General features: G+C 65.0%; 26 protein-coding genes. 20 read left to right on the forward strand and 6 right to left on the reverse strand.

The annotated features are described in order from the left end of the window. Positions 1–8: 8 nt before the first annotated feature. From JF290_RS05340 to JF290_RS05355, 4 genes are all read left to right on the forward strand, one after another. Entirely contained in the window at positions 9–1,241 is a 1,233-nt protein-coding gene (locus tag JF290_RS05340) for an MFS transporter (protein ID WP_199023731.1), read from the forward strand. A 6-nt stretch (positions 1,242–1,247) separates the two neighbouring features. Next, complete coding sequence (locus JF290_RS05345) at positions 1,248–2,642, forward strand: MATE family efflux transporter (protein ID WP_233155158.1); 1,395 nt, start codon at positions 1,248–1,250, stop codon at positions 2,640–2,642. After that, positions 2,642–3,508 (forward strand): 50S ribosomal protein L11 methyltransferase, encoded by an 867-nt coding sequence (locus tag JF290_RS05350; protein WP_199023732.1) that lies wholly within the window; start codon positions 2,642–2,644, stop codon positions 3,506–3,508. The genes JF290_RS05345 and JF290_RS05350 overlap by 1 nt, the downstream gene beginning before the upstream one ends. A 115-nt stretch (positions 3,509–3,623) precedes the next feature. Then, complete coding sequence (locus tag JF290_RS05355; protein ID WP_233155159.1) at positions 3,624–3,968, forward strand: hypothetical protein; 345 nt, start codon at positions 3,624–3,626, stop codon at positions 3,966–3,968. A 109-nt stretch (positions 3,969–4,077) separates the two neighbouring features. Here the strand turns inward: JF290_RS05355 and JF290_RS05360 are convergent, their stop codons facing one another. Further along, positions 4,078–4,296, reverse strand: coding sequence for a DUF1127 domain-containing protein (locus JF290_RS05360; protein WP_199023734.1), 219 nt, complete (start codon positions 4,294–4,296; stop codon positions 4,078–4,080). Between the two features lie 345 nt (positions 4,297–4,641). On the opposite strand from JF290_RS05360, the gene ruvC reads away from it, so the two are divergent. From ruvC to folD, 15 genes are all read left to right on the forward strand, one after another. Continuing rightward, on the forward strand, positions 4,642–5,139 hold the full coding sequence (gene ruvC, locus JF290_RS05365) for a crossover junction endodeoxyribonuclease RuvC (RefSeq protein WP_199023735.1): 498 nt from the start codon (positions 4,642–4,644) through the stop codon (positions 5,137–5,139). Continuing rightward, positions 5,136–5,810 carry a Holliday junction branch migration protein RuvA gene (ruvA, locus tag JF290_RS05370; protein ID WP_199023736.1) on the forward strand — a complete coding sequence of 225 codons (675 nt, stop codon included), beginning with the start codon at positions 5,136–5,138 and terminating at the stop codon, positions 5,808–5,810. The genes ruvC and ruvA overlap by 4 nt, the downstream gene beginning before the upstream one ends. 9 nt (positions 5,811–5,819) lie before the next feature. Further along, positions 5,820–6,839, forward strand: coding sequence for a Holliday junction branch migration DNA helicase RuvB (gene ruvB / locus JF290_RS05375; RefSeq protein WP_199024004.1), 1,020 nt, complete (start codon positions 5,820–5,822; stop codon positions 6,837–6,839). Between the two features lie 60 nt (positions 6,840–6,899). Beyond that, positions 6,900–7,523, forward strand: coding sequence for a hypothetical protein (locus tag JF290_RS05380; RefSeq protein WP_199023737.1), 624 nt, complete (start codon positions 6,900–6,902; stop codon positions 7,521–7,523). 25 nt (positions 7,524–7,548) lie between these two features. Beyond that, a complete protein-coding gene (ybgC, locus tag JF290_RS05385) occupies positions 7,549–7,932 on the forward strand; it encodes a tol-pal system-associated acyl-CoA thioesterase (protein ID WP_199023738.1) in 384 nt (127 codons plus the stop codon). 103 nt (positions 7,933–8,035) lie between these two features. Then, positions 8,036–8,731: a protein TolQ gene (gene tolQ, locus JF290_RS05390; RefSeq protein WP_199023739.1), complete on the forward strand. Its 696-nt coding sequence runs from the start codon at positions 8,036–8,038 to the stop codon at positions 8,729–8,731. Positions 8,732–8,734: 3 nt separating this feature from the next. Then, positions 8,735–9,214, forward strand: a complete 480-nt coding sequence (gene tolR / locus JF290_RS05395) for a protein TolR (RefSeq protein ID WP_199023740.1) — start codon at positions 8,735–8,737, stop codon at positions 9,212–9,214. 9 nt (positions 9,215–9,223) lie between these two features. Beyond that, complete coding sequence (locus JF290_RS05400) at positions 9,224–10,297, forward strand: energy transducer TonB (RefSeq protein ID WP_199023741.1); 1,074 nt, start codon at positions 9,224–9,226, stop codon at positions 10,295–10,297. Next, the gene (gene tolB / locus JF290_RS05405) at positions 10,294–11,613 is read left to right on the forward strand and encodes a Tol-Pal system beta propeller repeat protein TolB (RefSeq protein WP_199023742.1); all 1,320 of its coding nucleotides are present in this window, start codon (positions 10,294–10,296) and stop codon (positions 11,611–11,613) included. Before JF290_RS05400 ends, tolB begins: the two co-directional genes overlap by 4 nt. Positions 11,614–11,691: 78 nt before the next feature. Continuing rightward, positions 11,692–12,207: a peptidoglycan-associated lipoprotein Pal gene (pal, locus tag JF290_RS05410; protein ID WP_199023743.1), complete on the forward strand. Its 516-nt coding sequence runs from the start codon at positions 11,692–11,694 to the stop codon at positions 12,205–12,207. A 1-nt stretch (position 12,208) separates the two neighbouring features. Next, positions 12,209–13,060, forward strand: coding sequence for a tol-pal system protein YbgF (ybgF, locus tag JF290_RS05415; RefSeq protein WP_199023744.1), 852 nt, complete (start codon positions 12,209–12,211; stop codon positions 13,058–13,060). Further along, positions 13,057–14,310, forward strand: coding sequence for a tRNA lysidine(34) synthetase TilS (gene tilS, locus JF290_RS05420; RefSeq protein WP_199023745.1), 1,254 nt, complete (start codon positions 13,057–13,059; stop codon positions 14,308–14,310). The genes ybgF and tilS overlap by 4 nt, the downstream gene beginning before the upstream one ends. 75 nt (positions 14,311–14,385) lie before the next feature. Further along, complete coding sequence (gene ftsH / locus JF290_RS05425; protein ID WP_199023746.1) at positions 14,386–16,302, forward strand: ATP-dependent zinc metalloprotease FtsH; 1,917 nt, start codon at positions 14,386–14,388, stop codon at positions 16,300–16,302. A gap of 139 nt (positions 16,303–16,441) precedes the next feature. After that, entirely contained in the window at positions 16,442–17,020 is a 579-nt protein-coding gene (locus tag JF290_RS05430; RefSeq protein WP_199023747.1) for an MOSC domain-containing protein, read from the forward strand. Between the two features lie 186 nt (positions 17,021–17,206). Then, a complete protein-coding gene (folD, locus tag JF290_RS05435; RefSeq protein WP_199023748.1) occupies positions 17,207–18,100 on the forward strand; it encodes a bifunctional methylenetetrahydrofolate dehydrogenase/methenyltetrahydrofolate cyclohydrolase FolD in 894 nt (297 codons plus the stop codon). On the opposite strand, the gene JF290_RS05440 is transcribed toward folD, so the two are convergent. Beyond that, entirely contained in the window at positions 18,097–18,507 is a 411-nt protein-coding gene (locus JF290_RS05440; RefSeq protein ID WP_199023749.1) for a PaaI family thioesterase, read from the reverse strand. The two genes, folD and JF290_RS05440, sit on opposite strands and share 4 nt — an antisense overlap. Positions 18,508–18,666: 159 nt before the next feature. Between JF290_RS05440 and JF290_RS05445 the strand changes: the two genes are divergently transcribed. Continuing rightward, positions 18,667–19,431 (forward strand): LytTR family DNA-binding domain-containing protein, encoded by a 765-nt coding sequence (locus JF290_RS05445; RefSeq protein WP_199023750.1) that lies wholly within the window; start codon positions 18,667–18,669, stop codon positions 19,429–19,431. Here the strand turns inward: JF290_RS05445 and pdeM are convergent. The 4 genes from pdeM to JF290_RS05465 all read right to left on the reverse strand — a co-directional run bounded on the left by pdeM (position 19,428) and on the right by JF290_RS05465 (position 24,734). Further along, positions 19,428–20,090, reverse strand: coding sequence for a ligase-associated DNA damage response endonuclease PdeM (pdeM, locus tag JF290_RS05450; protein ID WP_199023751.1), 663 nt, complete (start codon positions 20,088–20,090; stop codon positions 19,428–19,430). The genes JF290_RS05445 and pdeM overlap by 4 nt on opposite strands. Before the next feature lie 31 nt (positions 20,091–20,121). Further along, complete coding sequence (locus tag JF290_RS05455) at positions 20,122–22,557, reverse strand: ligase-associated DNA damage response DEXH box helicase (protein WP_199023752.1); 2,436 nt, start codon at positions 22,555–22,557, stop codon at positions 20,122–20,124. Positions 22,558–22,629: 72 nt separating this feature from the next. Next, a complete protein-coding gene (locus JF290_RS05460; protein ID WP_199023753.1) occupies positions 22,630–23,430 on the reverse strand; it encodes an NAD(P)-dependent oxidoreductase in 801 nt (266 codons plus the stop codon). After that, positions 23,427–24,734, reverse strand: a complete 1,308-nt coding sequence (locus JF290_RS05465; protein WP_199023754.1) for a P-loop NTPase family protein — start codon at positions 24,732–24,734, stop codon at positions 23,427–23,429. Before JF290_RS05465 ends, JF290_RS05460 begins: the two co-directional genes overlap by 4 nt. Positions 24,735–24,760 lie beyond the last annotated feature (26 nt).

Below are 24,760 nucleotides of genomic sequence, written 5' to 3' on the forward strand. Positions count from 1 at the left end.
CCGTTCACATGACAAGCATCGTTCCGATCTCCGACGCAAGGCATATGCCGGTCTGGCGCAGACCGGTGACGTTGCTGTTCGTGATGGCGATGGCGATGCCGGTGGCGTTCTACGCCTGGTACGCGCTGCTGAACAATTTCGTCGTCGAGGTTGCGGGCTTTGATGGCGCAGATATCGGACTGCTGCATACGGTGCGCGAGATCCCGGGTTTCCTGGCGGTTGGGGTCATCGCGATTATCATCTTCGTGCGCGAACAGGTCCTGGGGCTCGTGTCGCTGGCCCTTCTTGGAGTGGCCACGGCTTTTACCGCCTGGCTGCCGAGCCTTGGCGGGCTGTTGTTCCTGACGCTGCTCAGCTCGATCGGGTTCCACTATTATGAAACCGTCAACCAGTCGCTGCAGCTGCAATGGCTGCCCAAGGACCGCGCGCCACAGATGTTGGGCTGGATCATGGGCGCCGGGTCGGCGACGACGCTGGTGGTGTTCGTGCTGATCGTCCTGATGTGGGAGCCGTTGGCGCTGAGCTACAACCTGGTTTTCATGCTCGCGGGCGGCGTCACCTTCACCGTCGCGGTGGCCTGCATGATCCTGTATCCGCAGTTCGAGGCACCGCATCCGCAAATCAAGAAGATGGTGCTGCGCAAGCGCTATTGGCTTTACTACGCACTGCAGTTCATGTCCGGGGCGCGGCGGCAGATCTTCATGGTCTTCGCCGGTTTCATGATGGTCGAAAACTTCGGCTTTCAAGTGCACGAACTGACCGGACTCTACCTGATCAACCTTGTCGTCAACATGCTGGTCGCGCCCTTCCTCGGCAAGGCAGTGGGGCATTTCGGCGAGCGGCGCACGCTGATCTGGGAATATGTCGGGCTGGCCATCGTCTTCACGCTATACGGCGGGGTTTACTGGTTCGGCTGGGGGGTGGCTCTGGCGGCGACGCTGTACGTTGTCGACCATATCCTTTTCGGCCTGGCGCTGGCGCTGAAGACCTATTTCCAGAAAATTGCAGACCCGGGCGATATCGCGCCCACGGCTGCGGTGGCCTTTACCATCAACCACATCGCGGCGGTGTTCCTGCCGGCCCTGCTGGGCCTACTCTGGGTGGTGTCGCCGGCGGCGGTGTTCGCGCTGGCGGCCTGCATGGCGCTGGTTTCGCTCAGCCTCGCGATGCTGATCCCGCGCCATCCCGAGCCGGGATTCGAGACCATCTTTGCCCGCGGACTTCCCGCCCCGGCCGAGTAGGCGCGAATGGCGGCGCAGGGACGGTTCCTGACCGGATCGACCATGGGCCACGTCGCGCGCATGACGATGACTGGCGCGATGGGGATCACCTTCGTCTTCCTTGTCGATGCGGCGAACCTTTTCTGGATCTCGCAGTTGGGTGATCCGCAGCTGATCGCGGCCATCGGCTTCGCCTTCGCGATTCAGTATTTTTCCGTCTCGGCCGGGATCGGCCTGATGATTGCCGCGACCGCGCTCGTGTCGCGCGGTATCGGTGCGGGCGCGCGCGAGGAGGCGCGCCGGCATGTCACCAGTGCGGCGATCATCGCCGGGCTGTTCCAGTGCTGCATGGCCGCTCTCATCATCCTGTTCCGGCACGATCTGGTCTCTTTCGCGGGGGCTACGGGGGAAACCGCGCGGCTGGCGGCGCGCTATCTGGCGATGTCGGTGCCGTCGCTCGGGATCATGGCGGTCGCGATGATCGCCAACGGCGCGTTGCGGGCGGAAGGCGACGGGCGGAGGTCGATGTTCGTCACGCTGACGTCGGGCAGTGTCGCTATGGTGATTGACCCGTTCCTGATCCTGGGACTGGGAATGGGGCTGGACGGCGCCGCTTTGGGGCTGAACCTGTCGCGCTGCGTGATGCTGGTGATGGCGCTGCGCTTCGCCGTGGGCACCCATGATCTGCTGGCCCCGCCCGCATGGGAGGACTTGCGCGCGTCATTTCGGCCGTATCTCGCGATCGCCTTGCCCGCGATCCTGACCCAGATGTCCACGCCTGTCGGCAACTACCTGATGACCACCGTGATGGCCCAGTTCGGGGATGCCGCAGTGGCGGGTTGGGCGGTGGTCGGGCGTCTCACGGTTGTGGCCTTTGGTGGCATCTTTTCGCTTTCCGGCGCGATTGGCGGCATTTTCGGGCAGAATTTCGGTGCGAGGCAATACGACCGGCTGCGAACCACCTATCGCGATGCGCTGCTTTTCGGGCTGATTTACACGCTCCTGACCTGGGCGGTGCTGGTCGCGGTCAGCGACCTGGTGATCGCGGGGTTCGGTCTCACGCCGGCGGGGGCCGAGGTCGTTCATGCCTTTGCCCATGTCGGGGTGGGCGGCTTCATCTTCGCCGCGGCGCTTTTCGTGTCGAACTCGGCCTTCAATGCGCTGGGATGGCCGGCCCGGTCGACCCTGACCAACTGGGTGCGCGACGGAGCGCTGACCCTGCCGCTGGCCCTGTTGATGGCGGGGTGGTTCGCGGCGCCGGGCGTGATCTATGCGCAGGCCCTGGTCAATCTGCTGGTGGGGGCGGCGGCGGCCTTCTGGGGCTGGCGCTTCGTGGTGGCGCTGGGACGCAAGACGCTGCCGCCGCTTGACCTCGATCCGCCGCGCCCCTACGCGCATGCGGACCGCTTCAGGAGACGATGATGACCACCTATACCGCCTTGACCACCCTCCCGGGGCGCGAGCCCGCCGAAGCCCTGGGAGCGGCAATGGAGCGCCTCGTGCCCGAACCCACCGGCATCGGCGTCTTCGAGGTCGAGGACGGATCGGGCCTGTGGGAGATCGGCGGCTATTTCGAGGAGGAACCGGATGTCGCCGGCCTGGCCTTGCTGGCGGCAAGCTTCGGGGCGAAACCCTTCGTCGTCTCGGACGTGCCGGAGACCGATTGGGTCGCCCATGTGCGTCGGGAACTTGCTCCGGTGCAGGCCGGGCGGTTTTTCGTCTACGGCAGCCATGATGCGGACAAGGTGCCCGAAGACGCGTTGCCGCTGCTGATCGAGGCGCAGATGGCCTTTGGCACCGGGCATCATGGCACCACCCTGGGATGTTTGCAGGCGTTGGATGCGATGGTCAAGGAAGGCTACGCCGCCCGTCGCGTCGCCGATATCGGCTGCGGAACCGCGGTGCTGGCGATGGCAGCCGCGCGGGTCTGGCAGGCGCAGATCGTGGCCAGTGACATCGACGAGGTCGCGGTCGAGGTCGCCGAGGCCAACCTTGCGGCCAATGGGCTGCAGGGCCGCGTGACCTGTATCGAGGCCGCCGGCTTCGATCACCCGGCGTTGGCGGCGATCGCGCCCTGTGACCTGATCTTCGCCAATATCCTGAAGGGACCGCTGGTTGTTCTGGCACCGGACCTCGTGGCGCACCTGGACACTGGCGGGCGGGCGATCCTGTCGGGCATCCTCAACGAACAGGCCGACGAGGTGATCGCGGTCTATCGCGAGAACGGAACCAATCTGCTGTCGCGGGACCGGATTGGTGACTGGACCACGCTGGTTCTGGGCAAGTAAGGCGCAATCTGGCCGTTTTCATGCTGTTTCGCGCGGTTTGCCACAATTTCGCCATGGTTCGCCGCCATCCTTTGAGGCAGCGAGCCGCGCGGCTGCTCAACCGATGGAGGCTGCCATGGACCAGGGACAGAGCCTGTTTCACGACCGTTTGCGCCGTCTGGGCGAAAAACATCGCGCCTTGGCGCGGGGATCACGGGCGCAGATGCGGCCGGATGGGCTGATCGTGCTGACACCGAAACGCGGGATTCAACCGCCGTCTCTAAGACCTCTCGCCACGGTGCTGCTGATCGTGCTTCTCTACAAGGCGTTCCTGATCGCAAGCCTCGGCACTGCCGGCTATGATGAGCGGGTCACCCGATTGCAGGCTGGCAAGGCGGTCGAACGTGCGGGCGCAGTCCTGATGCAGGCCGATCCGATCTCGGCCACGCTTGCACGGGCGATGGTGATCGACCTGCAGTGAGGCTCGGGCGAAGGGCAGCTGCGCCAAGACAAGAAAAGGCCGCGGGTCCAAGCACGCGGCCTTCTGAATTGAACCCGCGCCGCGATCAGGGATCGGGCGGAGAGGTCGGTCAGTATCGGATCCGGGAGACGGCGACGGAGTCGATGTCGCCACGGATCAGACCGATATCTTCCAATTCGCGGTCGCTCAGAGCCGAGAGCGCATTGCGCGTCACGCGGACGTCGTTCCATGCGGCGATCGTGCCGGCGAAGTCGGCGACAAGCCCGCCGATACGGCCGAACAGGCCGTGCGAGCCATAGCTGGTGCGGGTGGTGTCGAAAGCAGCCATATCCTTGTCCTTCTGTTAGAGTTCACATGTCTTTTTCGATGACGAACTTGCCGGCACATAAGGGGGCGATCCGGAACCGGCAAGCCAAAAAAATGCAAGGTTCCTATGCCGAAAACGCATAGGTCTGGAGGGGGTTAACCATCTCTAAACAAATGCGAAAAACCGTCTGAAGACGATGTCGTTTTCAAGCCGGAAACGTGTCGGTTTCAGGCCGGATGTCGTGCCTGCGCCGCGGGGTGTCGCATTTGACTGCGCCGCAAAACGCTTGGACCATGTTCGCGTTTCGTGCTAGTGGATCAAAAAAGCAACAAATTGTGCGCGGATCGCGCCGGGATACGGGCAGTCATGCGAATTTTGGGCATCGATCCGGGGCTGCGCAGCCTTGGATGGGGCGTGATCGAGGCGGCGGGGTCGCGCATGCGCCACGTCGCCAACGGCCAGATTCGCTCGGACGGGACCGACCTGGCGACCCGGCTGCTGTCGTTGCACAGCCAGTTGACCGAGGTGGTGCGGTCGCACGCACCGGACACCGCGGCCGTGGAACAGACATTCGTCAACAAGGATGGTGCCGGCACCTTGAAGCTGGGTCAGGCCCGCGCGATCGCGCTTCTGGTACCGGCGCAGGCGGGGTTGAGCGTCGGGGAATACGCGCCCAACCGGGTCAAGAAGACCGTGGTCGGGGTCGGGCACGCCGACAAGGCACAGATTCTGCACATGGTCAAATTGCAGCTACCGGGCTGCGATCCGGCGGGACCGGACGCGGCGGATGCGCTTGCGATCGCGATCTGCCATGCCTTTTTCGGGCGGATCGGAGCCCCGATGCTGCGCGAGGTCGGAACATGATCGGGCGGCTGCGGGGGCGGCTGGATCATCGCGGCAGTGACCACGTTCTGATCGACGTTCAAGGTGTCGGGTACATCGTGTTCTGTTCGGAGCGGACACTGGCCGGGTTGCCCGGACCGGGGGAGGCGGTGTCGCTCTTCACCGACCTCGTGGTCCGCGAGGACCTGATGCAGCTCTATGGATTTCCGACACTGGTGGAAAAGGAATGGCACCGGCTGCTCTGTTCGGTACAAGGCGTCGGTGCCAAGGTGTCGCTGGCGATCCTTGGGACCCTGGGGCCCGAGGGTGTCGGGCGCGCGGTGGCATTGGGCGATGTCGCGAGCATCAAGTCGGCCAAGGGGGTTGGGCCCAAGACGGCGCAGCGGATCGTGCTCGATCTGAAGGACAAGGCCCCGGCTGTGATGGCGCTGGCCGGAATCGTCCCCACCATGACGGAACAGGGGGCCTCGGCGTCGGCCGTCGAGGCCGCCGCCGAGGCGCCGCGTCAGAACGCGGCGGCGCCGATGGCCGACGGGGTCGCGCAAGCGGCCGCCTTGTCGGCCCTGTCCAACCTGGGCTATGCGCCGTCCGATGCGGCAGCGGCCGTGGCCGAGGCGGCTGCTGCCGGGCCGGTTGCGGGCGAAGCCGAGTTGATCCGCGCGGCGTTGAAGCTGCTGGCGCCAAAGGGCTAGGGAATGAGCATGAACGACGCCGACCCCACCCTGCGCCCGGAACCTCTGCCCGAGGATTCTGACCGCGCCCTGCGCCCGCAGACCCTGGACGCCTTCATCGGGCAGGCCGAGGCGCGCGCCAATCTCAGGATTTTCATCCAGTCCGCGCGCCAGCGGGGCGAGGCGATGGATCACACGCTGTTTCATGGCCCGCCGGGGCTGGGCAAGACCACGCTGGCACAGATCATGGCGCGCGAACTGGGCGTGAATTTTCGCATGACCAGCGGCCCGGTTCTGGCCAAGGCGGGTGATCTGGCCGCGATCCTGACAAATCTCGAGGCGCGGGATGTCCTGTTCATCGACGAAATCCATCGGCTGAACCCGGCGGTCGAGGAAGTGCTCTACCCGGCGCTCGAGGATTTCGAGCTCGACCTGGTGATCGGCGAGGGTCCGGCCGCGCGCACGGTGCGGATCGAATTGCAGCCCTTTACCCTGGTCGGGGCGACAACGCGCATGGGGCTCTTGACGACGCCCCTGCGCGATCGCTTCGGCATTCCGACCCGGCTGCAATTCTACACCGTGGCCGAGTTGCACGAGATCGTCACCCGCAACGCGAATCTGTTGGGGGTCCCGGCCGAAGAAGAGGGTGCGCAGGAGATCGCGCGCCGCGCCCGTGGCACGCCCCGCATCGCCGGGCGTCTCTTGCGGCGTGTGGTCGACTTCGCCGTGGTCGAAGGCGACGGGCGGATCACCCGCGCGCTCGCCGACGATGCGCTGACGCGGTTGGGCGTCGATCACCTTGGACTCGATGGGGCGGACCGACGCTATCTGAAGCTCATTGCGGAAAACTACATGGGGGGGCCGGTCGGAATCGAGACCCTGTCCGCCGCGTTGAGCGAAAGCCGGGATTCGCTGGAGGACGTGATCGAGCCCTACCTGCTTCAGCAAGGACTGATCCAGCGCACCCCGCGCGGGCGGATGCTGGCGCACAAGGCCTGGGATCACCTGGGCCTCGCGGCGCCGCGTGGGCGGAACGATCTCTTTGATTGAACCTGCCGGGCAGGGGTTCTATGCCTCGGCCCCGAATGTCCATCGCAAGAGGAGCGGAGGATGACTCCCGACGAGATCGAAGCCTTGTTCACCCGTTCGGACGGGTCTTTCCTTTTCGCGCGCTGGAGTCGGCCGATCGTGCCGGTGGTGTTCGGTGTCAAGGACGAGACTCTGCCCGTGATCAAGGGAGCCTTCGAGGCGGTTTGCGCGCTGGCCGGGCACCAGATGGCCGAAACCGACCTGGAACTCGGCAGCAATTGCATGATGTTCTTCTTCCGCGATTGGGAGGAATTGCCCGAGGTGCCCAATCTGGACCGGCTGGTGCCGGATCTCGGCCCGCTGGTCGCGCGACTGACTGCGGCGGATGCCAACCAGTACCGCGTGTTTCGTTTTGACGAGAGCGGCGCGATCAAGGCGGCGTTCGTTTTCCTGCGGATGGATGCGCAACTGACGGCGGTGTCGGCTGAGACGTTGGCGTTGGGCCAGGTGGTGCAAACCATCCTACTGTGGTCGGATACAGCTTTTCGGGCGGCTTCTCCGCTCGCGGTCGCGGACGGTACGACCGTGTTGCGCCCGGACATCGCAAACGTGATCCGGGCGGCCTATGATCCGGTCCTGCCGGCCACGGCGCGCGATGCGTCCCATGCACTGCGCCTGTTTGCGCGGTTGCCGGCGCCGCAATGATCAAGGCAGGATGAGGAGGCGGCACATGCACAGGTTCGAGGTCAAGGTCCACTACGAGGACACCGACATGGGCGGGATCGTTTATCACGCCAACTATCTGAAATTCATCGAACGGGCACGCAGCGACTGGGTGCGCCAGCTGGGCAACGACCAGAACGCCATGCGCGAGGCCGGACTGGTCTGGGTGGTGCGCCGGATCGAGGCGGATTACCTGTCGACCGCGAAATTCGAAGACGTCCTGACGGTGGAAACAACCGTGCAAAAGATCACGCCGGCGCGGCTGGTGATGGACCAGCTGGTCACCCGCGAGGGAACGCCGTTGTTCAAGGCGGTGGTCACCGCGGTCTGCATGACGGCCGCAGGCCAGCCGGTGCGGCTCCCGGCGGAGATTCGCGCATTGATCACATGAGCGGCACGACACCGGGTGATCTATTGGCAATGGCCCGCTATCTGCTGTAAGTTGCGACAAACAAAACGTCGGCCCGCAACGGCCGCGAACAATGAGCAGGCAGATGGAAGCAGAAACCCTCGCGCTGGCGCAGGAGATCGATTTCTCCTTGTGGGGCCTTTTCGCGCGCGCGACCTTTACCGTGAAGCTGGTGATGGTGATGCTGATCGTGGCGTCCTTCTGGTCGTGGGCGATCATCATCCAGAAACTGATCAACTATCGCGCGGCCCGGGCCGAGGCGTCGGTCTTCGATCGGGCCTTCTGGTCGGGCGAGCCGCTGGACGGGCTGTTCGAACAGATCGGCCCGCAACCTGACGGCAATTCCGAGCGCATCTTCGCCGCCGGCATGACCGAATGGCGGCGCAGCCACCGCAGCGACGGTGGTCTGATCGCCGGTGCGCAGTCGCGGATCGACCGGTCGATGGACGTGGCGATCAGCAAGGAGGCGGAGGAATTGCAGAAAGGTCTGCCGATCCTTGCCACCATCGGCTCGACTGCGCCTTTCGTCGGGCTCTTCGGCACGGTCTGGGGCATCATGAACGCCTTCATCGAGATCGCCGAGCAGCAGAACACCAACCTGGCCGTCGTGGCGCCGGGCATCGCCGAGGCGTTGCTGGCCACGGGGCTGGGGCTTCTGGCGGCCATCCCGGCGGTGATCTTCTACAACAAGCTGAGTGCGGACAGTGATCGGATCGTCGGAGGCTACGAGGCTTTTGCCGATGAATTCTCGACCATCCTGTCGCGCCAGTTGGACAGCTAGGCCATGGGCGCAGCGATCCAGCAATCGGGCGGAGACGGCGGCGGGCGCCGCCGCGGGCGTCGGCGTGGTCGGTCGCGCCCGATGTCGGAAATCAACGTCACGCCCTTTGTCGACGTGATGCTGGTGCTGCTGATTATCTTCATGGTCGCCGCCCCGCTGCTGACCGTTGGCGTGCCGGTGCAACTGCCCAAGACGGCGGCCAACGCCTTGCCCGCGGATTCCGAGGAACCCCTGACGGTGACGATCACCGCGACGGGCGAGGTGCAGATCCAGACCACCGCGACGCCGCGCGACGAACTGGTGGCCAAGCTGCGCGCCATCGCGGCGGAGCGAGAGACTGATCGGGTCTTCCTGCGCGCCGACGGCGCGATCCCCTACGAATCCGTGATGCAGATCATGGGAGCCCTGAATGCGGGTGGCTTTTCCAACGTCGGCCTGGTGACCGACGTGGGCGGGCCGACGCTGGACCGCGGCAGCGAGTGAGGGTGCAAGGTGCAAACCGGCACCAGGATATCGGCCATCGCCCATGCTGGCCTGATCGGGATCGCCGTTTTCGGTGGTGCATTCCGGTCGGAACCCTTGCCGTTCGAAGTGCGTGAAGTGACGGTGATCTCGGCTGAGGAATACGCCGCCCTGACCGCGCCGCGCGCGCCTGACGCCATTGAGAACAGCCCCCGCCCACCGTCACGACCCGCACCGGTGGAAGAGGCACCGCCCGAACCGGAACCGCCGCAACCGGTCGAGCCCGAGCCCGTGGTCGAACCCGAGCCGCCCCGACCGGTTGAGCCCGAGCCGGTACCGGTTCCGGAAACGCCAGAACCCGAAGCGCTGGTTGTGCCAGAGCCGCCTGCGCCCGCGCCTTCCGAACGCGTTGCGCCCGAACCGGCGCCCACACCGCCGGAAGAGGCCCGGCCCGATGTGGTCGCGCAGCCCGAGGTCGTCCCCGACGAAACGGCCGAGTCGCCTCAGGAGCCTCAGGAACCGCAGGAGGCGACCGCACCGGAAGCGGCCAGTGACCGGATCGTGACCGAGGCCGAGGCGGAAAGCGAGACGCTTGCGACACTGGCGCCCATCCGTTCGCCCCGTCCACCGACCGTCCGTCCCGAACGCCCGACACCGGCACCGACGCCAACGGCGCAACCTGCGCCTGAAACCCAGGCGGCACCGGATACCAGTGATGCGGTCAACGCGGCGCTGGCCGAGGCGCTGGCCGGGTCGGATACGCCCGAGGCGCCGTCGGGTCCGCCCCTGTCGGCCGGAGAAAAGGACGCGTTGAGGGTCGCGGTTTCCCAATGCTGGAACGTCGGTTCGTTGTCCTCCGAGGCGCTCAAGACCACGGTTGTGGTCGCCGTGACGATGGCGCAGGACGGCAAGCCGATCACCGACTCGATCCGCATGGTGTCGAGTTCCGGGGGCAGCGACGGGTCGGCGCGCGATGCGTTCGGTGCCGCGCGGCGGGCGATCATCCGTTGCGGATCAAGCGGATTTGATCTCCCGGCCGAGAAATACGACCAATGGCGTGATATCGAGATGACATTCAACCCGGAAAGGATGCGGATCAAATGAAACGACTCCTCGCGTGCCTCCTGTTCGGCGCTACCCTGCTCGCGGCGCCGCTGGCGGCCCAGACAGGTCCACTGCGGATCGAGATCACCGAGGGTGTCATCGAACCTCTGCCCTTCGCGGTGCCGACCTTCGTGCCGGACACGGCCGACGCGGCGGCGCAAGCCGGGCAAATCTCGCAGGTGATCGCCGCCGATCTGACCGGCACCGGCCTGTTCCGCGAGATCCCGGCCACGGCGCATATCGGCAAGATCACGGATTTCAACGCCCCTGTGCAATATGCGGACTGGAAGGCGATCAACGCGCAGGCCCTGATCACCGGCGGCGTCAGCGTCGCGGGCGACAAGCTGACCGTGCGATTCCGCGTCTATGATGTGTTTTCGGGCGCTGAACTCGGCACCGGGCTGCAATTCGTCGGCTCGACTGCCGGCTGGCGGCGCATGGCGCACAAGGTGGCCGACGAGGTCTATAGCCGGATCACCGGCGAGGGCGGCTATTTCGACAGCCGCGTCGTGTACGTTTCCGAGGTCGGCCCCAAGGACCAGCGTCGCAAGCGGCTCGCGATCATGGACTACGACGGCGCCAACGTGCAGTACCTGACCGACAGCTCGTCGATCGTGCTTGCGCCGCGGTTCTCACCGACCGGCGACCGGGTGCTCTATACGAGCTACGAGAGCGGTTTTCCGCGCATCCACGTTCTGGACGTCGGCAATGTCGAACGCCGGGTGCTCGATCAGACCGAAGGCACGATGAGCTTTGCGCCACGCTTCGCGCCCGACGGGCGCACGGTGGTGTTCTCGCTCGAGCAGGGTGGCAATACCGACCTCTACAGGCTCGATCTGAACAGCGGCCAGCGCAGCCGGTTGACCAACGCGCCGTCGATCGAGACGGCACCCAGCTATTCGCCCGATGGCAGCCGGATCGTGTTCGAAAGCGACCGCTCGGGCACCCAGCAGCTTTACATCATGCCGGCGGCGGGCGGCGAGGCGCAACGCATAAGCTTCGGACAGGGGCGGTATGGCACCCCGGTCTGGTCGCCGCGCGGCGACCTGATCGCCTTCACCAAGCAGAACAAGGGCCGCTTTCACATCGGGGTCATGCGGCTGGATGGCAGCGAAGAACGGCTGCTGACCGCCTCTTTCCTTGACGAGGGGCCGACATGGGCGCCGAACGGTCGGGTCATCATGTTCTCCCGTGAGACCCAGGGCGCATCGGGGCGGTCCTCTCTCTATTCGGTGGACATTACGGGGCGGAACCTTAAACCGGTTCCCACGCCGGACGGCGCGTCCGATCCGTCCTGGTCCCCGTTGCAGAAGTAAGGGGTGGATCGGCTACGTTCACAAGCCGAATCCGCTGTGATAGGAAGCGTGAACACTGAATTCTGCGAGGCGCGTGGCATGACTTTTCTGACAAGATTCCTGATGGTGGGTGCGCTTCTTGCGCTGGCCGCCTGCAACGATCCGAACCGGTTCGGTGGAGCCGGGTCGGGCAGCGGGAGCGGCACCGGAACCGGCGTGGCCGGCTCCGGTCTGCCGTCAGACCCGACGTCGGTCGCATATTTCCAGCAGGCGGTGGGCGACCGCGTGCTGTTCGCAGTCGATCAGTCGACGATTTCGCCCGAGGGCCAGACCGTGTTGAACGGGCAGGCGCAGTGGCTGATCACCAATACGGACTACACGGCCGTGATAGAAGGCCACGCCGACGAGCAGGGTACCCGCGAATACAACCTCGCGCTCGGCGCGCGTCGGGCCAACGCGGCGCGCGAATACCTGATCTCGCGCGGGGTGGCGGGCAACCGCCTTCAGACCGTGTCCTATGGCAAGGAACGTCCGATCGAGATCTGCAGCGACGAGGCCTGCTATGCCAAGAACCGCCGGGCGGTGACGGTCCTGGCCAGCGGTCTGTCGAGCTGACATGCACATTCGGGCAAAGCGCGTCGCGGCGATCGCCCTTGCCGTCGCACTGAGCTGCTCTGGCACGGTCGGGCAGGCGCAGACAGACCAGACGCTGGCTGATATCCGGCAGGAGCTGACCATCCTCAATGTCGAGGTGCAGAAACTCAAGCGCGAGCTGTCCACCACCGGGAACAGCGCGCTGAACCTGTCGGGCAGCAGCGTGCTGGACCGAGTCGCGGCGATCGAAGCGGAACTTCAGCGCTTGACGGCGCAATCCGAAGAGCTGGAGAACCGCATCAACGCGGTGGTCAGCGACGGGACGAACCGCATCGGGGATCTCGAATTTCGGTTGGTCGAGCTGGAAGGCGGCGACGTCAGCAAGCTGGGCGAAACCTCGACCCTCGGAGGCGACGTGGCGGCGGTGACACCGCCGGTGACCCCGAGAACAGAACCGAGCGCCGGCGCGGGCAGCGCGGCGGGCGAACTGGCGGTCGGCGAAGAGGCCGATTTCCAGGCCGCGATGCAGGCGTTTGAAAGCGGCGATGCGGCGCGCGCGGCCGATCTCTTCGCGCGGTTCAACCAGACCTATCCCGGCAGCCCGCTGGCCGCACGGGCGGAGCTGAACCGAGGCCGGGCGCTGGACGCCACCGGCGACACGCGCGAAGCGGCGCGGGCCTATCTCGCCAGTTTTTCGGCCGATACGACGGGCCCCGAGGCACCGGACGCCTTGTTCGAACTCGGTGCGGCGCTCGGGCGGCTGAACCAGACCAGCCAGGCCTGTGTCACGCTGGGAGAGGTCGGCACGCGGTTTCCAGCTTCGGATGCCGTGGCCCGAGCCCGGCAGGAAATGGACAAGCTGGGCTGCAGTTGACAGCGTCCCGGGGCGATATTCTCGCTCGGGTTCGGGCGCAGTTCGGCAATGCCCCTCCGGCACGTCTGGGCGTCGCCGTGTCGGGCGGCGGCGACTCGGTCGCCCTGCTCCACATCCTCGCGCATTGTTTCGAGGTCGGGTCGGTCGAACTGTCGGCCGTGACGGTCGACCACGGGCTTCGGCCGGAAGCCGCCGACGAAGCGCGCCTCGTCGCGGGCCTGGCGGACGAGCTTGGCATCCCGCACACGGTCTTGCGCTGGACCGGTTGGGACGGCAGCGGCAACCTTCAGGCGCGGGCGCGCGAGGCGCGGTATCGTCTGATCAGCGACTGGGCCAAGAGCACGGAGGTCGCCGTCTTTGCCTTGGGCCACACAGCGGATGACCAGGCCGAAACGGTGCTGATGGGGCTGGCCCGCAGGTCCGGTGTGAACGGTTTGTCGGCCATGCCCCTGCGGCGGGTCATGCACGGGATCAGCATGGTGCGGCCGCTGCTCAACACCTCGCGCGACGATCTGCGCGAGTACCTGACAACGCGCGGCATCGCCTGGGCCGAGGATCCCAGCAACAACGACCAGAATTTTGACCGGGTGAAAATGCGCGAGGCTCTGAGGGTGCTGGAGTCGTACGGACTGACGGCGCAGGCTTTCGCAACCGTCGCACGCAACATGGCGCAGGCCCGCGAATCGCTGGATTGGTTCACATTTTTGACCGCGCGCGATATCGCCACCGTGGATGGCGGCGATGTTGCGCTCGACCTGCGGCAGTTCCGCACGCTGCCCGAGGAAATCGCACGCAGACTCCTCGTCCACGCGATCAACTGGGTCGGCGGGCAATACAAGGGGCCTCGCCACGCCGCCGTTACGCAGGCGCTGAAATCGGTGCGCGCGGGCCTGTCCATCACCCTGAACGGATGCCATGTTCAGCGGTTCAGCCGCCAGATCTGGATCAGCCGGGAATACAACGCGGTCAGCGCGCTCCGCGCCGCGACAGGCGACACCTGGGACCGGCGTTGGCGATGCGATGGACGCTCGGAACGCCCGTTGGAAATCCGTGCGCTCGGTCGCGAGGGTCTGAACCTGTGTCCGGAGTGGCGGCTGACCGGTCGGCCGCTGGCCTCCCTGATCGCGTCGCCGGCAGTCTGGGACGGGCCCGAACTGGTCGCGGCCCCCTTGGCTGGGCGCCCGGACGGCTGGGACGCATGGCTGGTCGGCGGCGAAGAGGAGTTCTTCGCATCTTTATTATCGCATTGAACCTCGGCGTTTCGTCTCTATTTTAAGTTTGTAGCGGGCCGTGACCTTTCCGGCCCCCGATTTAGGAGAGTTTCCTTGGGCAATGCACGCAATATCGCCTTTTGGGTCGTTCTGTTCCTGCTGATCCTTGCGCTGTTCAACTTGTTCAGTGGCCCCGGCGGGACGATGCAGAGCCGCGAGATCCCGTATTCCCAGTTCGTTGAATCCGTCGAGGCCGGTGAAGTCAGCCAGGTCACGCTGGATGGCGAACAGATCCGCTTCCGCGGATCCGACGGTGTCGACTACGTGGCGATCAAGCCCGAAGATGCCGGCATCACCGACCTGCTGATCCAGAACGAGATTCCGGTGCGGGCGGAAAAGCAGCAGCAATCGGGTTTCCAGTCCTTCCTGATGACGCTTCTGCCGTTCCTCTTGCTGATCGGCGTCTGGGTCTATTTCATGAACCGCATGCAGGGCGGCGGCAAGGGCGGCGCGATGGGCTTTGGCAAGTCCAAGGCCAAGATGCTGACGGAGAAACATGGCCGGGTGACGTTCGACGACGTGGCCGGTATCGATGAGGCCAAGGAAGAGCTCGAGGAAATCGTCGAGTTCTTGCGCAACCCGCAGAAATTCAGCCGCCTGGGCGGCAAGATCCCGAAAGGGGCGCTTCTGGTCGGACCTCCCGGCACCGGTAAGACACTTCTGGCCCGCGCCATTGCGGGCGAAGCCGGCGTGCCGTTCTTCACGATTTCGGGGTCGGACTTTGTCGAGATGTTTGTTGGCGTGGGGGCCTCGCGCGTGCGTGACATGTTCGAGCAGGCCAAGAAGAACGCGCCCTGCATCGTCTTCATCGACGAGATCGACGCCGTGGGCCGGCACCGGGGCGCGGGCTATGGCGGCGGCAACGACGAGCGCGAACAGACGCTGAACCAGCTTCTGGTCGAAATGGACGGGTTCGAGGCCAACGAAGGCGTGATCATCCTCGCCGCCACCAACCGCAAGGACGTTCTTGATCCGGCCCTGTTGCGTCCGGGCCGCTTTGACCGCCAGGTGACGGTGGGCAACCCTGACATCAAGGGCCGCGAAAAAATCCTGGGCGTGCATGCCCGCAAAACCCCGCTGGGGCCGGATGTGGACCTGCGCATCATCGCGCGCGGCACGCCCGGTTTTTCGGGTGCCGATCTGGCCAACCTCGTGAACGAGGCGGCGCTGATGGCGGCACGGGTCGGGCGGCGCTTTGTCACCATGGAAGATTTCGAGAACGCCAAGGACAAGGTGATGATGGGCGCGGAACGCCGATCCATGGTGCTGACCGCCGAACAGAAGGAAAAGACCGCCTATCACGAGGCCGGGCACGCGGTGGTGGGTATGTCGCTGCCGGAATGCGACCCGGTCTACAAGGCGACGATCATCCCACGAGGTGGTGCGCTCGGGATGGTGGTCAGCTTGCCGGAAATCGACCGGCTGAACTGGCACAAGTCGGAATGCGAGCAAAAGCTGGCGATGACCATGGCCGGAAAGGCCGCCGAGATCCTGAAATGGGGCGAGGACAAGGTCTCCAATGGCCCGGCGGGCGATATCCAGCAGGCCAGCGCCTTGGCCAGAGCGATGGTGCTGCGCTGGGGCATGTCCGAGAAGGTCGGCAATATCGATTATGCCGAGGCGCATGAAGGCTATTCCGGCCAGACGCCGGGGTTCTCCGTGTCGGCTCACACGAAAGAGCTGATCGAGGAGGAGGTGAAGCGCATGATCGAGGAGGCCTATGACCGGGCCTATTCGATCCTGCAGGAGAAAAACGAGGAATGGGAACGCCTGGCCCAGGGCCTGCTGGAATACGAGACGCTGACCGGTGAGGAAATCAGGCGCGTGATGAACGGTGAGCCCCCTCAAGCGGGCGACGATGGCGACGATGCGTCCGATCAGGGCAGCGCCCCCAGCGTCACCGCCATTCCCAAGACCAAGCCAAAGAAGATTCCGCCTGAAGGCGGGATGGAGCCCGAACCCTCGGTCTGAGTGTCAACGGTCTGCTAGTTCAACAACGGCCCGGAGCGAGTATATCGCCCCGGGCCATTGCGTTTGCGTACTGGCATCATCGGCGGGTTCAGGTATCGTCGTCCCGAAAGTACGAGCCCGAAGCAAGGAGACCCGTCGGATGGCCGGTACGAAGGATAGCGGATACATCGCCGAAGTGGTCTGGCTGGGCGTTGTGCCGGTCGGCGGAGGTTCGCTACGCTCGGAAGCGCGCGACACGGTCGATCTGGCGTTTGGCGGTGTCGAGGGCGAGGCGCACGCGGGCGATCGCCGCCCGTCCTGTTCGCGCGTCACCAATCTTTATCCCAAGGGGACCGAGATCACCAACACGCGGCAGCTGAGCGTGCTGTCGGACGAGGAAATGGGCGACATCGCCGCCGCGATGGGACTCGACGCGCTGGACCCCGGCTTGATCGGTGCGTCGATGATTCTGCGGGGAATTCCCGATTTCAGCCATGTACCACCCGGCTCACGCCTGTTGTTCGACAGCGGCGCCTGCGTGACCATCGATCTCGAAAACGGTCCCTGCGTGTTCCCGGGGCGCGAGATCGAGGCCGAGGCTCCGGGTCACGGCAAGCTTTTCAAACCGGCGGCAAACGACCGGCGCGGCGTGACGGCCTGGGTCGAGCGCCCCGGCGCGGTCGCCCTGGGTGACAAGCTTCGCCTGTTCGTGCCGGATCAGCGCGCATGGGCACCCTGACGGGGCGCGATCCGAGGTCGTGCGTCACCGTTCTGCCGCATCGTGATGTCGAATTGTCGGAAATCCGGCCGCTTTCGCAGCACGCGCGCAGTATGGGTTTTCAAGACTCGGCACCGTGGCGGCGATGGCTCCGGACGGGCAAAGGAACGGCGCGGGAGGCGCCCCCCAAAGTGAAAGGACAGATGGATGAGCGCTGAAATCATCGATGGAAAGGCATTCGCCGCCAAGGTACGCGGCCAGGTCGCCGAACATGTGGCGCGGATCAAGGCCGATCACGGAATCACTCCCGGCCTCGCAGTGGTGCTGGTGGGCGAAGATCCGGCCAGCCAGGTCTATGTCCGGTCCAAGGGCAAGCAGACCGTCGAGGTCGGGATGAACAGCTATGAGCACAAGCTTGATGCCGATACGTCCGAGTCCGACCTGCTGGCGTTGATCGAAAAGCTGAACGATGACCCCGCCGTTCACGGTATCCTGGTACAACTGCCGCTGCCGGACCATATCGACGAGGATCTCGTCATCAATTCCATCGACCCGGCCAAGGATGTGGACGGGTTCCATATCAGCAATGTGGGTCTTTTGGGCACGGGTCAGAAGAGCATGGTGCCCTGCACGCCGCTGGGCTGCCTGATGATGCTGCGCGACCACCACGGCAGCCTGTCGGGCATGGATGCGGTGGTGATCGGGCGCTCCAACATCGTCGGCAAGCCGATGGCGCAACTGCTGCTGGGCGACAGCTGCACCGTGACAATCGCGCATTCGCGCACCAAGGACTTGCCCGATGTTGTGCGCCGGGCCGATATCGTGGTGGCCGCCGTAGGTCGCGCGCAGATGGTGCCGGGCGCCTGGATCAAGCCCGGTGCGACCGTGATCGACGTGGGCATCAACCGCATCGACAAGCCTGAAGGCGGCACGCGCCTGGTGGGTGATGTCGACTATGAAAGTTGCGCTGCCGTAGCGAGCGCGATTACCCCGGTGCCGGGTGGTGTCGGGCCGATGACCATCGCCTGCCTTCTGGCCAATACCCTCACGGCGACCTGTCGCGCCCACGGCCTCGATGAACCGCAGGGCCTGACCGCCTAGGCGATGGGAACCGGAACCATGGTTCCCGTCAGAACTGCGATTAACGTCTCTGACTCGCCGTCGATGGCGTGGACATCGGCGGCCACGACAACAAGGCGTCGGCCCGGTTTTATGACACGTCCGGTTGCGCGCAGCCGGTCTCCGCGCCCCGGTGCGAGCAAGTTGATCTTCATCTCGGCGGTCATGACCTCCTGGTCCTCCGGCATGATCGACAGCGCGGAGTAACCCGCCGCACTGTCACCGAGCGCGAAGGTCAGGCCCGCATGGGCCACACCATGCTGTTGCCGACTGCCGGGAAGGACCGGCGCGCTGAGCGCCACCGCGCCTTTTTCGACCGAGTCGATCCGCGCGCCCAGGGTCGTCATCATGCTCTGGCGCGCGAAACTTGCCGATATCCGCTTATCCATCAGGGCCTCGTTGAGTTTGCGGTCCGGTTTTCCTAGAACCACACAAGCGATTGTCCAAACGAAATTTTCAACCGAGCGCTGACGACTTGCACGGATGCGCCGCCTGCTCATTTTCAATCTTCCGTCTGTCGACGAACACATGGCACCCAAGGCTGCATATTGAAACTGCTGAGAAAGACCCTGGTCCTTTTGAAATCGCCCACGGTGATCCTCGTGGCTTTCATATGCGCGGTGCTTGCGGCGGCGACAGGACCTTTCGGAACATATGATTCGCAGACCTTTCCGATTCGTCTGATCTACTGGACCTTGGTGACGTCGGTGTCGGTGGTGATGGGGACGCTTTGTCATCAGGCGGCGGTCGCCTGGGTCGGGGCCGACCGCCCGGTTCTTGTCGATGCGACGCTCACCGTGTTGATGACGGTGCTGTTCACACCGGTTCTCTGGGGGCTGACCTACGCGGTCCTGTTCTACGAGGGCGAGGCAGGCCCGAGGCTGGTGAAGCTGTCTTACTACGTGGCCGCGATCACCATTGGTGTTTGTTTGTTGCGCCGGATGCTGCCGAAGATCACCGCAGCACCGGTGGCGATAGACGAAGACCCGGATGGCCAAGACCCGCCCCGGTTGCTCCGGCGGCTGTCGCCGGACTTTCGCGGGCCGATCCTGCGGTTGATGGCGCGGGATCATCTTGTTGACGTGATCTCCGCCGCCGGGACGGAAACCCTCCGGCTGCGCTTTGCCGATGCCGTGGACGAGATGGATCCGGTGCCCGGCTATTGCACGCACCGCTCTCACTGGGTCAGCGCCGCCGCGATTGCGGGTGTCGAACGCACGGGCGCGCGGATCACCCTGCGGATGGTGAATGGCGACATGGTGCCCGTCAGCCGAAAATATGCACCGGATCTGGAAGCCGCAGGCGTGATCTAGCGCGGCATCGGGATCACGTGGACCGCCGGTCCGGTCAGGATCGCGAAAGCGTCGGGTTCCATGATCCTGGACAGCGCGGCATCGTGGCTGCGCAATCCGCCGGTGTAGGTGCCATAGGCGGGCAGGATGATCCGGTTGCGGTCAAGCAGGAACGCGGGACGCGTGATGCGACGGCCGCGGGTCCGGAGCGCGGCTTTCGGATGGTAGTGCCCCGAAATTTCGCCCTGCGCCGCCGGCGTGGCAATATGGCGGAAGACCAGCGGGCCGAGCGCCAGTTCGGTCAGGTGGCTGCCGCCCAGTTCGACGGGGCCCGGGTCATGGTTTCCTTCGATCCAGACCCAGTGTCGCCCGGCCTGAAGTCGTGCGATCCACTGTTTGTCCGTCTCGCTCAGTGCATTGGCGGCGTCGAGATCGTCGAAACTGTCGCCGAGGCAAATCACCTCGCGCGCATCGCAGCGGTCGAGATCGGCGCTCAGCCTGGTGAGCGTGTCGCGCGTGTCGTAGGGCGGCAGAAGCCCGCCTCCACGTCGTTGGACCCGCTCGGACTTGCCCAAGTGCAGATCGGACACGCAGAGCAGCGACCGCGCGGGCCACCAGAGCGCGCCCGAGCCAAGCGCGACGAGGTCGCAGCCAGCAAAGCGGAAAGCATGTCGATCCATTGCGGTGTCATTACGCATCGCGTCCTGTGCTTCAAGAGCCGGCTGTCGCCTGCGTGCCGGGCATCGTGTCCAGCCCGGACGCCGCCATCAGCCGCGCGGTTTCCTCGGCCATCAGGCGCTCCTCGGCCACCCCCACCACCGGCACCTTGCCCACTTCCAGCAGCAGCGGCGCGGCCAGTGGCGTGATGCGCGGCAGACGCAGCAGGTCGACCCGGTCCCCAACCCGTTGCAGCATTTCCTCGATACGGCTGAAATCGACGAGGCCACGAAGCGCCTCGCGACGGGTGATATCCAGCATCAGGTGATCTGGGTCGTATTTCATGAGCGTGTCGTAAAGGATGTCGGATGAAAACGTTGCCTGCCGTCCCGACTTGCGCGCGCTTGGCGTGTTGCGTTCGATCAACCCGGCGATCGTCGCGCTGGCCCGAAAAGTGCGCTTCATCACCGCGTTGCCCGCGAGCCAACTGTCCAGTCCTTCGCGCAGGCGCGTCGGCTCCATCAACGGAGCCGCGTCCAGCAGCGGCTCCAGCCCCCAGATCAGGGTGGCGTAATCGGTCGCGACGAAACCAAGCGGGGCGAGTCCGAGGTCTTCCATCCGCTTGGTCAGCAGCAAGCCAAGTGTCTGCTGCGCGTTGCGCCCGGCAAAGCCGTAGACGCAGACATGTTCGCGCCCGTCATGGGGAAAGCTCTCGATCAGCAGGCGGCCGCGTTCGGGCAGGCGGGAAACGCGGCGTTGCAGAGCCAGCCAGTCCGCGGTGTGAGACGGCAGCTGTGGCCAATCCTCTTGGGCGAACAGATCCAGAATGCGCGCGCTGAGTTGGGTCGAGGTTGCGAACTTGGTGCCCATGAAGGTCGCGATCTTCGGTTTGCGATCGGCACGGCGGGTGACTTCGACGGTCATCTCGCGCAATCCTTCGTAGCGCACGACCTGCCCGCCGATCAGGAAGGTATCGCCGGGCGTGAGCGAGGCCGCGAACGCCTCCTCGACCTCGCCCAGCGGCTTGCCGCCGCGATTGCGTTGCAGGCGGACTTTCAGCGTGTCGGTGTCCTCGATGGTGCCGATATTCATCCGGATTCTCTGGGCGCTGCGTGGGTCGCGCAACTGCCACAAGCCATCGGATCGCTGCACCAATCGTTGCCACCGGTCATAGGCGCGCAACGCGTAGCCGCCGGTCGCCGCGAAATCGAGACAGCGGTCGAACTCTGTCCGATCGAGATCGCGGTAGGCTCCGGCGGTGGTGACTTCGGCGAACAGGTCGTCCGCGTGGAACGGTCCGGCGCAGGCGGCGATCAGGATGTGTTGGCACAGCACGTCGAGCGGGCCGGGACCGCGCGGTTCTCCGTCAAGATCATGTGCCATCACGGCCTGAAGCGCGGCGAGACATTCCACGACCTCGAACCGGTTGGCCGGCACCAACAGGGCCTTTGACGGCGCGTTGTAGCGGTGGTTCGCGCGGCCAATCCGCTGCACCAGGCGTTTGACGTTCTTCGGCGCACCGATCTGGATCACGAGGTCCACGTCGCCCCAGTCGATCCCCAGGTCGAGGCTGCCGGTGCAGACGATCGCCCGCAATTCTCCCCGCACCATCGCGGCCTCGACCCGGACGCGCTGCTGCCGATCGAGACTGCCGTGGTGGATGCCGATCGGCAAACCCTCGGTATTGGCGAGCCAGAGATTGTGAAAGAAGATCTCGGCCTGGGCGCGGGTGTTGTGAAAGATCAACGTGGTCCGATGGGCGCGGACCTGGTCGAGCACGGCAGGAATGGCATGGGCGGCGCCGCCGCCTGCCCAGGGCGGTGGGGCGCCGGTCTCTAGCATCCGGATGTCCGGCGCCGGGCCTGGGTCGGCCATCAGGATCTCGCACGGGTCGGGATGGCGGGCAAGAAGGCGGGCGATGGCCGTCGGATCGTCCACTGTCGCCGAGAGGCCCACGCGGCGCAGGCCGGGGCACAGGGTTTGGAGGCGCGCCAAGGCGAGCATGAGCTGATCGCCCCGCTTGCTGTCCGCGAGCGCATGGATTTCGTCGACGATGACCCGTTGCAGGCGTTCGAACATCCGTGGCGCATCCTCGTAGGAGACCAGAAGCGCGAGGCTTTCGGGAGTGGTGAGCAGGATATGTGGCGGATCGGCCCGCTGGCGCTTCTTGCGCGTGGCGGAGGTGTCGCCGGTGCGGTCCTCGATGCGGATCGGCAAGCCGATCTCTGCGACCGGAGTCTCGAGGTTGCGCCTGATATCGGCGGCCAGCGCCTTGAGGGGGCTCACATAGAGCGTGTGCAGCCCCGCACGTGGTGTCTGTGCGAGGTCGACCAGCGTGGGCAGGAAACCGGCCATTGTTTTCCCGCCGCCGGTCGGAGCGATGAGCAGGGTCGCGGGGTCCTTCGCCCGCGCCAGCATGGCGCGTTGGTGAGGATGGATCGACCATCCCCTGTCGGTGAACCAGCGGTTGATAGCGTCGGGCAGTTCCATCAGGGGCAGTGTAGCGTGACCCGGATTGGGGGCCAGCCCCCAAACCCCCGGAGTATTTCGCCAAAGATGAAGTCAGGGGCGCGCTTTCAGGGCGCGGATGGCAGCTTGAACCGCTTCGGGGAGTTGTGTGTCGGCTCCGTCGGGAGCGGCGTCGAGCGCACTTGCGACATCCTTGACGAGGATGCCGATGGTGTTGTCGGGTTGGTGGCCGTCCCGCGCGAATTCGATGTCGTTGAAGCCGGAGGCGAACCAGTTCTGCCCCGAGGACGAGGCGATGAGTGCGAGCAAATCGTTTTCGTCGAGGCCCGCGCTATCGGCCCAGTCCAGCACGAGGCGGGTCATCGCGGTGCTCGCGGCCGCAAGCAGGTTGTTGAGCACCTTGGCCTGCATGCCGGCGCCGAAAGGGCCCATACGATGGAAATGGACGCCCATCGCGTCGAGCAGCGGCTGGACTGCGTGAAGATCGGCGGGCTGACCGCCCAGCATGAAGGACAGGCGCGCCTCAAGCGCAGCGACCTGGGCGCCGGACATCGGAGCGTCGATGAGCGCCACGTGGGCCGGGACGCGGTCGCGCAAGCCGTGAAGGTAGCGTGGCGAGAGGGTCGAGCATATCAGCACGCGTTCAATTCGGGGTGCCAGAGCAAATCCCTGGGCGCCGAAGAGAACGTCCTCGGTCTGATCGATGTCGCGTACAACCGTCAGGAGCGTTTTCAGATCCGCCGCAAAGGGGGCTGGGTCGTCCGTCATGGCTGGCGCAAGCGGCCCGAATTCGATTGGTGGCCTTATGTCGAAACCGCGCGCGTCAAAGCCTGCCGCGCGCAAGGCGGCGAGCATCGGTGCTCCCATCCGACCGCATCCCGCAATGCCGATCATTTCACGATCTTTTCATCCTTCACGAACATGTTGGCCCAAGCCCGGTCGATGAGATCAGGACTCATCCGGTAGGGGATACCTTCGAAGTCACAGATCGCGATCATCTGGTCGATCAGGAAAACCGGCTGATAATTGGCGTAGACGTTGTCGATGGTCGGGTATTTCTGCTTGAGCAGATGCACCAGCGTTGCCTCGTCAAGCTCCATGCCCTTCTTTCGCGCGACGAGGGCGAAGATCTTGAGGAAGTTTTCCTGGCTCGGCCCGTCGATCTTGATCTTGAAGAAGATCCGGCGCAGCGCGGCCTGGTCGAAGATCTCGTTCGGGTGAAAGTTGGTCGAGAAGATCACCAAAGTGTCAAAGGGCACCTCGAACTTCTCGCCTGACTGCAGGCCGAGAATGTCCTTTCCTTCCTCGAGCGGTACGATCCAGCGGTTGATCAGCGCCTGGGGCGGTTCCTCCTGCCGGCCGAGGTCGTCGACGATGAAGATACCCCCGGTGGATTTCAGTTGCAGCGGCGCTTGGTAGGTGCGCGCGGTCGGGTTGTAGACGAGGTCGAGCATCTTGAGCGACAATTCCCCGCCTGTCACCACGGTGGGCCGTTCGCAGCACACATAACGCGTGTCGAACCGTTTGGCGCGACGCAGCGAGTTGGGATCGTCGCGGATTTCATCGACGGCGGTGTGCACGATCGGATCGTAAACGGTGATGACTTGCCCGGAATACTCGATGGCCCGCGGCACGTAGACCTTGTCGCCGAGCGCGTCACGGATGCCGTTGGAGATCGAGGACTTGCCGTTGCCGGGTGGACCATACATCAGGATCGAGCGCCCCGCGCTGACGGCGGGACCGAGGTGATCAAGCAGGCTGTCGGGTAGGATCAGGTGGCCCATGGCACTGGTTAACTGGTCACGGGTGATCTGGATGTTGCGGATCGACTGACGCTTGACCTGGTCGCGGTAGACGTCGAGCGGCACCGGCATCGCGCCGAAATATTCCGACTGCGCGAGCGCATCCAGCGCCCGCGCCTTGCCGGCGTCGGTCAGTTGGTATCCCATTTCGTTGCCGTTGTTGGCGTTGAGCGTCCCGGTGGCCTCGAGCAGGCGCTGGTCGCGGGCGATGTCGACCAGTTCCTGTGTCACCTGCATCGGCAGGCAGATCGCGGCGGCGATTTCCGAGACCGTATCGACGGTCTTGCGGAAGATCGTCTTGAGCAGGATGTCCCGCATCATCACCAGCGGAAGTTTCATGTCGTCGATGCCCCGGGGTAGAGGCGGTTCCATGACGGGGGTGACTTGCATGTTCATGTCGGGGCTTGATCCTGCTGTTGCTC

It is taken from the genome of Sedimentitalea arenosa (genome assembly GCF_016428585.1).
Classification (GTDB): domain Bacteria; phylum Pseudomonadota; class Alphaproteobacteria; order Rhodobacterales; family Rhodobacteraceae; genus Sedimentitalea; species Sedimentitalea arenosa.

Coding starts and splice junctions, on each gene's coding strand:
- ruvA (WP_199023736.1), top strand. CDS start 5,136: ATGATCGGGCGGCTGCGGGGGCGGCTGGATCATCGCGGCAGTGACCAC.
- JF290_RS05360 (WP_199023734.1), bottom strand. CDS start 4,296: ATGGCTGCTTTCGACACCACCCGCACCAGCTATGGCTCGCACGGCCTG.
- JF290_RS05380 (WP_199023737.1), top strand. CDS start 6,900: ATGACTCCCGACGAGATCGAAGCCTTGTTCACCCGTTCGGACGGGTCT.
- JF290_RS05345 (WP_233155158.1), top strand. CDS start 1,248: ATGGCGGCGCAGGGACGGTTCCTGACCGGATCGACCATGGGCCACGTC.
- ruvB (WP_199024004.1), top strand. CDS start 5,820: ATGAACGACGCCGACCCCACCCTGCGCCCGGAACCTCTGCCCGAGGAT.
- JF290_RS05430 (WP_199023747.1), top strand. CDS start 16,442: ATGGCCGGTACGAAGGATAGCGGATACATCGCCGAAGTGGTCTGGCTG.
- pal (WP_199023743.1), top strand. CDS start 11,692: ATGACTTTTCTGACAAGATTCCTGATGGTGGGTGCGCTTCTTGCGCTG.
- JF290_RS05440 (WP_199023749.1), bottom strand. CDS start 18,507: ATGGATAAGCGGATATCGGCAAGTTTCGCGCGCCAGAGCATGATGACG.
- ybgC (WP_199023738.1), top strand. CDS start 7,549: ATGCACAGGTTCGAGGTCAAGGTCCACTACGAGGACACCGACATGGGC.
- tolB (WP_199023742.1), top strand. CDS start 10,294: ATGAAACGACTCCTCGCGTGCCTCCTGTTCGGCGCTACCCTGCTCGCG.
- tolQ (WP_199023739.1), top strand. CDS start 8,036: ATGGAAGCAGAAACCCTCGCGCTGGCGCAGGAGATCGATTTCTCCTTG.
- JF290_RS05455 (WP_199023752.1), bottom strand. CDS start 22,557: ATGGAACTGCCCGACGCTATCAACCGCTGGTTCACCGACAGGGGATGG.
- ruvC (WP_199023735.1), top strand. CDS start 4,642: ATGCGAATTTTGGGCATCGATCCGGGGCTGCGCAGCCTTGGATGGGGC.
- JF290_RS05350 (WP_199023732.1), top strand. CDS start 2,642: ATGACCACCTATACCGCCTTGACCACCCTCCCGGGGCGCGAGCCCGCC.
- pdeM (WP_199023751.1), bottom strand. CDS start 20,090: ATGGATCGACATGCTTTCCGCTTTGCTGGCTGCGACCTCGTCGCGCTT.
- JF290_RS05355 (WP_233155159.1), top strand. CDS start 3,624: ATGGACCAGGGACAGAGCCTGTTTCACGACCGTTTGCGCCGTCTGGGC.
- JF290_RS05460 (WP_199023753.1), bottom strand. CDS start 23,430: ATGATCGGCATTGCGGGATGCGGTCGGATGGGAGCACCGATGCTCGCC.
- folD (WP_199023748.1), top strand. CDS start 17,207: ATGAGCGCTGAAATCATCGATGGAAAGGCATTCGCCGCCAAGGTACGC.
- JF290_RS05465 (WP_199023754.1), bottom strand. CDS start 24,734: ATGAACATGCAAGTCACCCCCGTCATGGAACCGCCTCTACCCCGGGGC.
- JF290_RS05340 (WP_199023731.1), top strand. CDS start 9: ATGACAAGCATCGTTCCGATCTCCGACGCAAGGCATATGCCGGTCTGG.
- ybgF (WP_199023744.1), top strand. CDS start 12,209: ATGCACATTCGGGCAAAGCGCGTCGCGGCGATCGCCCTTGCCGTCGCA.
- tolR (WP_199023740.1), top strand. CDS start 8,735: ATGGGCGCAGCGATCCAGCAATCGGGCGGAGACGGCGGCGGGCGCCGC.